The following is a 12,669-nucleotide window of genomic DNA, read 5'->3' as shown; positions in this document are numbered from 1 at the left end:
GTTCCTAGCTGAGGGTGATGCGCGGGTCGAGGAAGGCGTAGGCGATGTCGGCGAGCATGTTGAACAGCACCGCAGCGGTTCCCACGACGAGGAAGAAGGCCATCACTGGACCCGGATCGACGGCGTGGACGCCGTCGACGAACATCTTGCCCATTCCGTTCCAGCCGAAGACCTGTTCGGTGATGACCGCCCCTCCCAGCACCCCGGCGAAGTCGAACGCCATGAGGGTGGTGATGGGGATCATTGCATTGCGGAAGGCGTGCTTGACCAGCACCGTCCTCTCGCTCAGCCCCTTGGCCCGTGCCGTGCGGATGTAGTCCTGGTTCATGACATCGAGCTGGCTCGCCCGCGTGTAACGGGTGTAGGTGGCGAAGGAGATCAACGTGATCGCGATGGTGGGCAGGATCAGGTGCAGCGCGTAATCGAGGTTGGTCTCCCAGAATGTGCCGTTGAGGTTCGGGGACTGTGAACCGGTCGTAGGAATGGGCCGGCCGCCGGCCTTCGAGGAGAGGGTGGGGTAGGCCTGGAGGAGACGGTCAAGGAAGATCAGCAGCCCGATACTGAGGGCAATGACGGCGGAGATCCGTGCCGCACGTGCCTTGTAAGGACCGCCCACGAGTCCGCCTGCGACGTAGGCGACGACCGCGATAAGCCCAAGGAGCGCGATCACCAGCAGCCAGCCGGGCTCTTCCAGCAGGGGTATGGAGATGAGGTAGCCGGCGTAGCCGATTGCAGCGGCCGTTAGTGCCGCGTTGAGGATGCGCCGGTGCCGGAACCCGGCAAGCAGGGCGGTCCACAGAAGAGCGATGGCCCCGGCGGAGATCAGCATCCCGATGGGTCCCAGGCCCGGGGTGAGGAACCAGCCGGTGACGAGCAGCAGCCACAGGGCAACGGCGGTGGCTCCGGCGGCGATGCCGAAGACCGCGAACCGGCGTTTCCTGTCGCCGCCGACGACGACCGCCCAGATGACGCCCGCCACCACACCGATCAGGAGGATCGTCAGGTAGGAGAACTGCGGATTCGCAAGCCAGGTGTTGAGGTCGATTGCCAGGTACTGCTTGAGCAGTGTGGACAGCCAAAACAGCGGCAGGGAGAACAGGACGAAGGAAATGAAGGTGATCGAGTAGTCGAACGTACTGTACTGGCGGATCGCTGTGACGATTCCAACGATGACCCCGAGCACGAGGGCAAGGACCGTGGCCACGAGGACGAGGCGGAAAGTTGAACCAATGGCGCTCTCGAGCTGGGGGAGCACCGCGTTCCCGGCGCGGTCGGTGCCGAGGGTGCATTCAACCCCGCCCGGCACCAGGCAGTGCCCGAGGTCCTGGAGCCAGAGGTAGTAGCGCATCAGTGGGGGCTGGTCGAGGTTCATGGCCTCGGTGCGGGCTGCGATGGTGGCCTTCTTGGCGGAGCCCGAGGCTTCACCCAGATCCCCGAGCGGATCCCCTGAGGAGATCGTGAGGAAAAACATCAGCGTTGTCGCCGCAGCCATGATGAAGAACGAGATGACCAAACGTTTTGCTATGAAAAAGAACACTGGGGGGCTCCTAGGAACGGTATACAAACGAGCCGGGTTCGGTCAGAAGGGCGGGCAGATCCGAAAGATCTGCCCGCCCCATCTGCACCTCCCCGCGTCAGCGGGTTAGTTCTTCTTCGTCCACTCGTACGCGTTCCAGGTCAGACCTGTCTGCGTCGGGTTGATCTTAACGCCCTCGACCTTCGAGTTCCAGGCACCGATTCCCGGGTTGGCGTAGAGCACTACGTTGTACTGGGTCTCAGCGAGCCGCTGCTCGAGCTCGGTCTTCATCTCGACGACCTTTTCGGGGTCCGTGTTGGTGACGATTTCCTTCCAGATGCTGTCGACCTTCTTGTCGGTGTAGCCGCCGAAGTTCTGCTCGCCGCCGGAGACGTAGATTGATTCGGCGGAGGCGACGAGGCCCGATCCGGCCCAGCCGAACAGCACAGCATCCCAGGAGCCGGGCTCGGAAAGCTTTGCGGACCATTCTTCCTCGGGCTGGGGAATGATTTCGAAGCCGGCCTTATCGCAGGAGGCCTTGATCAGGGAGACCATATCGGCGCGCAGCTGGCTGGTTGAGGAGTACATGAGGCTGACCTTGATGGGTTCGGTCTTGCCTGCCTTGGCCAGCAGCGCCTTGGCGCCCTCGATGTCGAGCTCGGCGTTTTCGGTTGCCGCAGGGGCTCCCTTGAGCACGGTGTCGTAGTCGGGCTGGGCCGGCTGGTATTCGCGCAGGTCCATCACCTGGCCCTCGGGCTCGATGGGCTTCACGAACTTCTCCACCATGTCCTCGCGCGGGACGCACTTCGCAAGAGCCTGGCGCACCTCAAGGTCCTCGAAGACGGCGCCGGGGCGCTGATCGAGGTCGATGTGCGAGAAGGTCAAGGTTTCGCCGGTTTCGACGGTGACCGTCTCGCCGATCTGCTCGAGAGCGGTCTTCGTGTCGACCGTGGGGCTCGAGGGGTCGATGACGTCGACGTCGCCGTTCTGGAGGGCCTGGACGGCTTCTTCATCGACGACCGTCTTGTAGACAATCGTTTCCGTCTTGCCTGCGCGCTTCTCGCCCCAGTACTTGTCGTTCTTCACGAGGGTCAGCGTGCCGTTGACCGCGTTGTCGAGTTTGTAGGGGCCGGAGGCCGGGATCAATGCGGCGTCGGGCAGCTTGGGAAGGTCGGCTTCATAGTTCCAGCCGGTGTTCCAGAACTCCGCGACAGGCTTCAGCGCCTCGATGTCGGTGGCACGGATGGCCTCGATGAGCTCAGCGCCGTCGCCTTCGGGGGACATGCCGCCCTGCTCGGCGGCGACGTGGGCGGGCAGGAAGTTGTCGACGAGGGACTCCCAGTCGGCATACGGCTCCGTGTAGACGAGCTCGAACTCCTTGTCTCCGGCTTCCCCCTCGGGCATTTCGATCTGGGCCCAACCGTTAGTCGAGGCAGCCTGGAAAAGGTCGGTCTCGGCCCCGGTGTCCGGGTCCTTTTCTCCGCTCGGGTGCTTGCCCGAGAAGGCAGCCCAGGTGAGCATGACGTCGTCGAAGTCGATGGGCGTTCCGTCCGAGAACACTGCATCCTCGTTGATGGTGTACTTGACGGTCAGCGGGTCATCGCTGGTCTTTTCGTAGGTGCCGAACTCCTCGTTGCGTTCAAGCTCGCCATCAGCGTTGAAAGCCGCGAACCCGCTGTGAACGAGGTTGTCCACGTAGGTGTTGTAGACACTGTTGGCGTTGGCGGTATCGCTGTTATAGGCATCGGGTGTCTGGCTGATCGCCACGTTGATGGTGGTCGCGAGGTTTTCCTCCTCCCCGCCCTCGGAAGGGGTGGCGGTGCCGCCGGCCGATCCACAGGCGCTGAGCATGAGCGCTCCAATGGAAAGAGCCGCAAGCGTGGCTGTGCGCTTATTACGCATTCGTTTTCCTTACTGTGCTAGGGGAGCACGGGGTGGAGTAGCCCCGTTTCAGTGGATTGCTCCAGTGACAGCGATCACACTTCGGCCAGCATAGCTAAGGTTTGTTGCCTCGGACACCCAGTAAGTAAGTAATAACTGATTCGTTACACTCCGGAAATATTGCGGGGGTCCGGTTGATACAGAAAGTAACAATTGAGTTCGCAGAAAATCACCCCTGTCACAGCTCAAAAGGGGATTTTCTGCGAACTCGACGGGTGAGGGGGAGCGGGCGGTGCCCGGCGGGTGCTAGGCCGCAGGGATCTCCAGCCACTGGAACCAGCCGCGGTGAAGCACCAGCCAGGCCATGAGTCCGTAGCCCGCCTGGCCCGGAGTGCCGCCGTTGGCCGCGAGGTCGTTGCGCCACTGGTCGTGGGAGAGCAGCGGGGTGAAGGTGTCGACGTAGACGTGCTTGCGCCGGGTGGTGACGTCGGCGAAGGCAGCCGAAAGGTCGGCCAGGCGGCGGTTGCGCTCGGGGTCAAGACCCGGGGGAGGGCCGACGACGAGTACCTTGACGCTCATCTGGGCAGCGCCGTCAAGGATGTTCGCCAGATTCAGCCGGCTGCGCGCCGTCGACAGTTCGAGGTCGAGGTCCCTGTCGGAAAGTCCGATGACGAGGCGGTTCTCGAACCCGTCGTCGAAACGGCGTCCCGTCTCCTGGAGCCACCGGTTGGCGAGGGACTCGGTGCCCTCGCGCGGCGCCGCGAGGCTGTAGGCCTCGACCGAAACATTATCGGGGGCGGTGCGGGCCATGACGCGTCCAAGCCAGCCGAGGGCGCGCGGATCTCCCAGTCCTGCGAGAAGTTCGTCGCCCACTGCGGCTAGCCGGATTCTGCGTTGTTCCACTGGTTCCCTCGGATTGCTGATCGATCGGTGCGCGGCTTCCGGGCGGCTGCTCGGAGGCGCTTTCTACTTAAATGCGTTGGGTGGGACCGCTCGGCCCCACCCAACATCATACGGACAGCCCGATTACTTTCTTCCGAAAGCCTTCCGGATCAGGATTTCCTGCTCCACCGCGTGGTGCTTCGCCGAGCCGGTGGCCGTCGAGGCGGAGGCCGGGCGTGATGCGAGCTCAATCCGGCGGTCGAGGTGCTGCGGCAGGTTGAGGCCGATGAAGGGCCAGGGGCCCTGGTTGGCCGGCTCGTCCTGGGCCCAGACAACCTCGGCGTTCGGGTAGGCGCCGAGGGTATCGCGGATCGCGTCGAGGGGCAGCGGGTAGAGCTGCTCGACCCGCACGATTGCCGTCTTCGTGTCCTCGGCCTTCTGCCGTGCGGCAACCAGGTCGTAGTAGAGGCGTCCCGAAACCAGGATGACGCGCTCCACGTCGTTCCCCGGCGTTGCGAGCGTGTCGGGGATGACCGGCTGGAAGCTGCCCTGCGTGAAGTCCTCCACCGAGCTCGCGGCGGCCTTGAGGCGCAGCAGCTGCTTGGGCGTGAAGATGATCAGCGGCTTGCGCGGCCTGCGGTAGGCGTGCTGGCGCAGCAGGTGGAAGTGCGAGGCGGCGCTGCTGGGGTTCGCAACGACCATGTTCTCCTCGGCGCACATCTGCAGGAAGCGCTCGATACGTGCCGAGGAGTGGTCCGGACCCTGGCCTTCGTAGCCGTGCGGCAGCATCAACACGAGCGAGGACCGCTGGCCCCACTTCTGCTCCGCCGAGCTGATGAACTCGTCGATGACTGTCTGGGCGCCGTTGACGAAGTCGCCGAACTGGGCCTCCCAGATCACGAGGGCGTCGGGGCGTTCGACGGAGTAGCCGTATTCGAAGCCCATTGCCGCGTATTCGGACAGCAGCGAGTCGTAGATCCAGAACTTGGCCTGGTTCTCACTGAGGCCGTCGAGCGGGAGCCATTCGGCGCCGGTGGCCCGGTCGTGGAAGACAGCGTGGCGCTGGACGAAGGTGCCGCGCCGGGTGTCCTGGCCGGCCAGCCGCACCGGGATGCCCTCCATCAGCAGGGATCCGAGGGCCGCGATCTCGCCGAAGCCCCAGTCGATCCCGCCTTCGCGCGACATCTGCTCGCGGCGCTCCAGGAGCGTCTTGAGCTTGGGGTGGACGGTGAATCCCTCGGGGGCGCTCAGGTGGGCCTTGCCGATGTGGGCGAGGGTTTCGGCGGTGATCGCCGTCGAAACCGGTGCGTCGGCGCCGGTGTCGGACTGCTGGGCCGACGGGCGCTCGATGTTCGAAACGGCCGCCGGGTCCTGCGTGACGACGGGGATGGGCGAGGTCTGCGCCGCATGGGTTTCCGCGAAGACGCGCTCAAGGCGCTCCTGGTAGTCGCGCAGGGCCTGCTCGGCTTCTTCCTGCGTGATGTCGCCGCGGCCGATCAGGGCCTCGGTGTACAGCTTGCGGACCGAGCGCTTGGCCTCGATGAGGTTGTACATGATCGGCTGGGTCATCGAGGGATCGTCTCCCTCGTTGTGCCCGCGGCGACGGTAGCACACCATGTCGATGACGACGTCCTTGTTGAACCGCTGGCGGAACTGGTAGGCGAGCTGCGCCACCCGCACAACGGCCTCGGGGTCGTCACCGTTGACGTGGAAGATCGGCGCCTGGACCATCTTCGCGACGTCCGTCGAGTAGACGGAGGAGCGCGACGACGTCGGGGAGGTGGTGAAGCCGACCTGGTTGTTCACGATGACGTGGATGGTGCCACCGGTGCGGTAGCCGCGCAGCTGGGACAGGTTGAGCGTTTCGGCAACTACTCCCTGGCCCGCGAACGCCGCGTCGCCGTGGATCAGGATCGGCAGGACGGGGAAGGAGTCCCCCTGGTCGAGGCGGTCCTGCTTGGCCCGCACGATGCCCTCGAGGATCGGGTCGACGGCCTCAAGGTGGGACGGGTTGGCCGCGAGGTAGACGCGCGTCTGGTTTCCGGCGTCGGAGGTGAACGTGCCCTCGGTGCCGAGGTGGTACTTCACGTCGCCGGAGCCCTGAACCGAGCGGGGATCCTGGGTGCCCTCGAACTCGCGGAAGACCTGGGCGTAGGTCTTGCCGGCGATGTTGGTGAGCACGTTGAGGCGCCCGCGGTGGGCCATGCCCACGGCGACCTCGTCGAGCCCGTCATCGGCTGCCCCGGAGATGATCGCATCGAGCAGCGGGATGAGCGACTCGCCGCCCTCGAGGGAGAACCGCTTCTGGCCGACGAACTTGGTCTGCAGGAAGGTCTCGAACGCCTCGGCGGAGTTCAGCTTGTGCAGGATGCGCAGCTGCTCTTCGCGGCTCGGCTTGGAGTAGGGGTGCTCGAGCTCATCCTGGAACCACTGGCGCTCCACCGGGTCCTGGATGTGCATGTACTCGATGCCGGTGGTGCGGCAGTAGGCATCGCGCAGCACCCCGAGCATGTCTCGGAACCTGAGCATCGGCTTGCCGCCGAACCCGCCCGTCGGCCACTCCCTGTCGAGGTCCCACAGGGTGAGGCCGTGGGTGCGCACGTCGAGGTCGGCGTGCTTGCGCTGCACGTACTCGAGCGGGTTGGTGTCGGCCATGAGGTGCCCGCGCACGCGGTAGGCGTGGATGAGCTGCTGGATCCGGGCGACCTTGTTGATCTCGTCCATCGGATCGACCTGGATGTCCGCGCTCCAGCGCACGGGCTCGTACGGAATGCGCAGCGACTCGAAGATCTCGTCGTAGAAGCCCTGCTCGCCCAACAGGAGCTGGTGGATGATCCGCAGGAACTCTCCGCTGCCGGCGCCCTGGATGACGCGGTGGTCGTAGGTGGAGGTCAGGGTGATGGTCTTCGAGATGGCGTGCTGGGCCAGGGTCTTCTCACTGGCACCCTGGAACGCCGCCGGGTACTCGAGGGCGCCGGCACCGATGATGCACGCCTGGCCCTTCGAGAGGCGGGGCACCGAATGCACGGTGCCGATGCCGCCGGGATTGGTCAGCGAGACGGTCGTGCCGGCGTAGTCGTCGGCTCCGAGCTTGCCGCCGCGGGCCTTCTTGACGAGTTCCTCATAGGCGCGCCAGAACTCCGAGAAGTTCATGTTCTCGGCCTTCTTGATGTTCGGCACGACGAGCAGCCGCGAGCCGTCGGGCTTGGGCATGTCGATGGCGAGCCCGAAGTTGACATGCGCGGGCTGCACCGCGGAGGGCTTGCCGTCGATGATGTCGTAGTACACGTTCTGCGAGGGGAACTGCGCCAGCGCCCTCACGATTGCATAGCCGATGATGTGGGTGAAGGAGACCTTGCCGCCGCGGGCCCGGGCGAGGTGGTTGTTGATGACGACGCGGTTGTCGATGAGCAGCTTCGCGGGGATGGCGCGCACGCTTGTCGCAGTGGGGACGGTGAGGCTCGCGTCCATGTTCGTGGCGATGGCCTTGGCGGGACCGCGAAGGACTCTCACCGTGTCCTCGTCCATCTCCGTGTTGCGGGCCGACTCCGGCAGCTGGGCGGGGATCGGGGTGGCCGCCGGCTTGTCGGATTTGGCCTCCGGCTTCTTCTCGGCCGCGGGGGCCGGTTCCTTCGCAACGGGTGCCTTGCCCGATTCCTGCGTCGCTGCAGGGGATTCCCCTGAGGCCTTCGGAGCGTTCTCCTCGGTCTTTACGACCGGGAGCTCGCGCGTGGCGGGGCTGGCTGCGGGGGCCGGAGGCGCGGCCGGTTCGGTGCGTGCGGCGGACCGGCGGCCGTTCTCCTTGGGCTGGTCTTCCTTGGGCTGGTTCTCGGCATCGAAGGAATCAAAGAGTTCCCACCACTTCTTATCGACCGAGTTCCGATCCTTTTGGAACTGCTCGTAAAGTTCGTCAACGAGCCACTCATTTCCGCCGAATTCTTCAGGTAGACGGTGGCTGGTTTGTTCTGACACTTGGTATACGCCTCTTCCGTAAATTGCCCTGAGCGCGGTGATGTCGAGTTCGGCCGTGCTGAACCTGCAGTCGGACCCTTCACCAGTCTAGTAACACGAGCAAGGAACAGGCCAATCACCGCGCCCGCGATTCGGCCGCGCCGCGGGGAGGACCTAGAATCTGTAGGTAACCGACTCCGGGAGTAAAAATGCGTTTCATCAACCAGCCCAGCACGGATCTGACGTATTCGGATGTGTTCCTTGTGCCCTCGGCCTCGGAGGTGATTTCCCGTTTTGATGTGGACCTTGCCAGCGGGGATGGGACCGGGTCAACGATTCCGCTGGTGGTGGCGAACATGACGGCGGTGGCCGGGCGGCGGATGGCCGAGACCGTTGCCCGCCGCGGCGGGCTCACGGTGCTGCCCCAGGATGTTCCGGTGGAGGTCATCGCCGATGTCACCTCCTGGGTCAAGGGCCGGCACACGGTGTTTGAGACCCCGCTCAAGCTCGGGCCCGGGAACACGGTCCTTGATGCCCTGCACCTGATCGACAAGCGCGCCCACGGCGCGGTGGTCGTGGTCGACGGCGCCGGGCGCTGTGTGGGTCTGGTGCGGGCCTCGGACTGCGAGGGTGTTGACCGCTTCGCGTCCCTGGAGTCGGTGATGCGGCTGAACCCGACTCCGATCGACGCGGCCCGGTTCGACGCCGACCCCGCGAACGGCCTGCAGGGGGCCTTTGAGGAACTCGAGGCCGCCGGGATCCCGCTGGCGCCGGTGACCCGCGGCGGGATCCTGGAGGGGGTCATGACCCGGGCCGGTGCGCTGCGCTCGACCATCTACGCCCCGGCCGTTGACGCCCAGGGCAGGCTGCGGGTGGCCGCGGCCGTGGGCATCAACGGCGACGTCGAGGCCAAGGCCGCGGCCCTGCTCGGGGCCGGGGTCGATGTCCTGGTCGTTGACACCGCCCACGGGCACCAGCGCAAGATGCTCGATGCCCTCAAGATCGTGCGCAGCCTCAACCCGCAGGTCCCCGTCGTGGCCGGGAACGTCGTCAGCGCCGCCGGGGTGCGGGACCTGGTCGAGGCCGGGGCGGACATCGTGAAGGTCGGCGTGGGTCCGGGGGCCATGTGCACCACGCGGATGATGACCGCCGTGGGCCGGCCCCAGTTCTCCGCCGTCCACGAGGCCGCCGCGGCCGCCCGGGAGCTCGGCGCCCACGTCTGGGCCGACGGCGGGGTGCGCTACCCGCGCGATGTCGCCCTGGCCCTTGCCGCAGGGGCCAGCCAGGTCATGATCGGGTCCTGGTTCGCCGGGACCTACGAGAGCCCCGGGGACCTGCACTCCGACGGCGACGGGCGCCGGTACAAGGAAAGCTTCGGCATGGCCTCGGCCCGGGCGGTGCAGAACCGCACCCAGGCCGAGGACGTCTTCGCCCGGGCCCGCAAGGGATTGTTCGAGGAGGGCATCTCCACCTCCAAGATGTACCTCGACCCCCAGCGCCCCGGCGTGGAGGACCTGCTCGATATGATCACCGCCGGGCTGCGCAGCTCCATGACCTACGCCGGAGCCCGCTCCCTGACCGAGTTCCACGACCGCGCCGTCGTGGGCATCCAGTCCGCCGCCGGATACGAAGAAGGCCGCCCCGTCCAGCAAAGCTGGTAGCCGGCCGGACAGCCTTGTTTCCCGGAAGGCGGCCTCAAGGGTAAACTGATGGCCTTATGGACAGCTCCTCTAGGGGCCGGCCAGCGAACCCCCGGTTGACGAAGCACTTCTCGTCAACCGGGCGGCGTTCGCTCAGCGCCGGCGTATCCCGTTCTTTTGCCCATCATTCCGTTCGAGCTGCCCTGGCCGTCACCGTGCCACATGAGGCACATGACGACGCCGCCGACGACCGCTCCGGCGCAGCGCTATCGGAGCCCTCCAGACCGGGCTTGCCCGGTAATGCCGAACCGCCCCTCACCCAGCGGGCGGTGAAGCGCTCATGGAGTGGCTCTATCTAGGCGCCGGGATCCTGCTGATCCTTGGAACCGGATTCTTCGTGGCCGTTGAGTTCGCCCTTGTGGCGCTCGACCAGACCTACGTCCAGCGCGCCGTGGAGCAGGGCGACCGGAAGGCAGAGCCCCTGCTGCGCTGCCTGCGCTCGCTTTCCACCCAGCTCTCCAGCTGCCAGCTGGGCATCACCTTGACCACGCTGCTGACCGGGTACGTCATGGAGCCCTCGGTCGGCCGGCTCCTCGAGGCGCCGTTGGCAATGCTCGGGCTTCCCGGTCCGGCGACCGCCTCGGTCTCGCTCATCGTGGCGATGATCCTGGCGACCCTGCTCTCGATGCTCTTTGGCGAGCTTGTGCCGAAGAACCTCTCGATCGCCCTTCCCTTCCGCGTGGGCAAGGCGCTGGCGCGGCCACAGCTGATGTTCACTGCCGTCTTCAAGCCGGCGATCATCGTGCTCAACGGGTTCTCCAACCGCGTCCTCAACATCTTCGGCCTCGAGGCGAAGGAGGAGATCTCCGGTGCCCGCACCCCAGCCGAGCTCTCGTCACTGGTGCGCCGGTCGGCCGAAATGGGAACACTGGATCAGGGCACCGCGAACTTCCTGGCCCGGACGTTCAGCTTTTCCGAACGCACGGCTGCCGACGTCATGACCCCGCGCATCCGCATGGAAACCATCGACTCCGACCAGACCGTCGCCGACGTCGTCGAAGCGGCGCGCCGCACCGGGTACTCCCGCTTTCCGCTCATCGGTGAATCCGCCGACGACATCCGCGGCGTCGTGCACGTCAAGAAGGCCGTCGCCGTGCCGCGCGAACGCCGCGCAGGCCTGCCCGCCGGAACCATCATGACCGAGGTGCTCCGGGTGCCCGAGACGGTGCACCTTGACTCGCTGCTCCGCGAACTGCGCGAGGCGAACCTCCAGCTGGCCGTCGTGCTCGACGAGTACGGCGGAACGGCAGGAGTCGCGACCCTCGAGGACCTCGTCGAAGAGATTGTCGGCGAAGTGGCGGACGAGCACGACAAGCTCAAGCCTGGGGTGCTCCAGAGCGCCTCGGGGGACTGGTACTTCCCGGGCATGATGCGCCCCGATGAGGTCACCGACCACATTCCCGGACTTGTCGTACCCGACGAGCCCGGCTACGAGACAGTTGGCGGTTTCATGATGTCCGAACTGGGCCGCATTGCGGTGCCCGGCGACCGCGTCGAGGTTACGAACGGAGTACTCGAGGTGGAGCGCATGGACGGGCGCAGGATCGACCGCGTGCGCTTCATCCCGGCGCCCACAACGGACGGCGCCGACACCGACGTCCGGACCGGATCGCATGCGGCAACGGACGGAGCGGCACAATGAGCGACTGGGCGGGAATCCTCTGGCTGGTGCTGCTGCTGATCGGCAACGCGTTCTTCGTCGCCTCCGAATTCGCAGTCATCTCTGCGCGGCGCAGCCAGATCGAACCCCTGGCGGACGCCGGATCGAAACGGGCGCAGACAACCCTGTGGGCGATGGAGCACGTGTCCCTCATGCTGGCATGCGCCCAGCTGGGCATCACCGTGTGTTCCCTGCTGATCCTCCAGGTTGCCGAACCTGCGATCCACCACCTGCTGGTGGTGCCGTTCGAGGCGGTCGGCATCGCGCCGGGCCTCGCCGACGGAATGGCCTTCGGCGTGGCCCTGCTCCTCGTCACCTTCCTCCACGTGACCTTCGGGGAGATGGTGCCCAAGAACATCTCGGTCTCGGCCGCAGACAAGGCGGCCCTGCTCCTTGCGCTTCCCCTGGTGATGATCGCCCGGGCGGTGAACCCGATCATCGCATCGCTCAACTGGGCGGCGAACCACATCCTCCGCGCCCTCCGCGTCGAGCCGAAGGACGAGGTCTCCTCGACCTACACGCTCGAGGAGGTGCAGTCGATCGTCGAGGAGTCGACAAAGAGCGGACTCGTCGACGACGGTTCGGGGCTGATCACCGGCGCGCTTGAGTTCTCCGGCCAGACCGCGGAAACCACGATGGTGCCCCTCCACGAGTTGGTCACCGTCCGCACCGACGCGACGCCCGAGGAGTTCGAGAGGGCGGTTGGACGCACCGGCTTCTCCCGATTCGTCCTCGTCGACGAGAACGACAACCTCACCGGGTACATGCACCTCAAGGACATCATGTCTATTCCGCAGGCGATGTACCGCAAGCCCATCACCGAGAACAAGGTGAGGACCCTTGCCAACCTCAACCTCTCGGACGAGATCGAAGACGCCCTGACGGTGATGCAGAAAACCGGCTCCCACCTTGCCCGTGTGCTCGGGCCCAACGGGGAAACACAGGGCGTCCTCTTCCTCGAGGACGTGATCGAGCAGCTCGTCGGAGAAATCCGGGACGCCACCCAGAGCCAGGGCGCCCGCCGCTCCGGCGAGGGGATGACCGAGCGCAGCGGGAACTTCATGCAGTGAGCCCGTTCT

7 protein-coding genes are annotated in these 12,669 nt (G+C 65.8%); 3 read left to right on the top strand and 4 right to left on the bottom strand.

Annotated elements, in window-relative coordinates; all coding sequences use genetic code 11:
• Positions 1-4: 4 nt before the first annotated feature.
• The 4 genes from AC4D2R_RS07600 to AC4D2R_RS07585 form a co-directional block, all read right to left on the bottom strand.
• Positions 5-1,537, bottom strand: a complete 1,533-nt coding sequence (locus AC4D2R_RS07600) for an ABC transporter permease (RefSeq protein ID WP_490899779.1) — start codon at positions 1,535-1,537, stop codon at positions 5-7.
• Between the two features lie 105 nt (positions 1,538-1,642).
• Positions 1,643-3,418 (bottom strand): ABC transporter family substrate-binding protein, encoded by a 1,776-nt coding sequence (locus AC4D2R_RS07595; RefSeq protein WP_490938953.1) that lies wholly within the window; start codon positions 3,416-3,418, stop codon positions 1,643-1,645.
• A 285-nt stretch (positions 3,419-3,703) separates the two neighbouring features.
• Positions 3,704-4,300 carry a GDSL-type esterase/lipase family protein gene (locus AC4D2R_RS07590; RefSeq protein ID WP_490899781.1) on the bottom strand — a complete coding sequence of 199 codons (597 nt, stop codon included), beginning with the start codon at positions 4,298-4,300 and terminating at the stop codon, positions 3,704-3,706.
• A 123-nt stretch (positions 4,301-4,423) separates the two neighbouring features.
• Entirely contained in the window at positions 4,424-8,251 is a 3,828-nt protein-coding gene (locus tag AC4D2R_RS07585) for a multifunctional oxoglutarate decarboxylase/oxoglutarate dehydrogenase thiamine pyrophosphate-binding subunit/dihydrolipoyllysine-residue succinyltransferase subunit (protein WP_490938952.1), read from the bottom strand.
• 188 nt (positions 8,252-8,439) lie between these two features.
• Between AC4D2R_RS07585 and guaB1 the strand changes: the two genes are divergently transcribed.
• From guaB1 to AC4D2R_RS07570, 3 genes are all read left to right on the top strand, one after another.
• Positions 8,440-9,891: a GMP reductase gene (gene guaB1, locus AC4D2R_RS07580; protein WP_490938950.1), complete on the top strand. Its 1,452-nt coding sequence runs from the start codon at positions 8,440-8,442 to the stop codon at positions 9,889-9,891.
• A gap of 319 nt (positions 9,892-10,210) precedes the next feature.
• Positions 10,211-11,572 carry a hemolysin family protein gene (locus AC4D2R_RS07575; protein WP_490899786.1) on the top strand — a complete coding sequence of 454 codons (1,362 nt, stop codon included), beginning with the start codon at positions 10,211-10,213 and terminating at the stop codon, positions 11,570-11,572.
• On the top strand, positions 11,569-12,660 hold the full coding sequence (locus AC4D2R_RS07570; protein ID WP_490899788.1) for a hemolysin family protein: 1,092 nt from the start codon (positions 11,569-11,571) through the stop codon (positions 12,658-12,660). Before AC4D2R_RS07575 ends, AC4D2R_RS07570 begins: the two co-directional genes overlap by 4 nt.
• Positions 12,661-12,669: the final 9 nt, after the last annotated feature.

The organism is Arthrobacter sp. TJ-217 (assembly GCF_058269255.1).
This window is presented reverse-complemented; position numbering and strand designations above follow the sequence as displayed.

Coding starts and splice junctions, on each gene's coding strand:
- AC4D2R_RS07595 (WP_490938953.1), bottom strand. CDS start 3,418: ATGCGTAATAAGCGCACAGCCACGCTTGCGGCTCTTTCCATTGGAGCG.
- guaB1 (WP_490938950.1), top strand. CDS start 8,440: ATGCGTTTCATCAACCAGCCCAGCACGGATCTGACGTATTCGGATGTG.
- AC4D2R_RS07575 (WP_490899786.1), top strand. CDS start 10,211: ATGGAGTGGCTCTATCTAGGCGCCGGGATCCTGCTGATCCTTGGAACC.
- AC4D2R_RS07570 (WP_490899788.1), top strand. CDS start 11,569: ATGAGCGACTGGGCGGGAATCCTCTGGCTGGTGCTGCTGCTGATCGGC.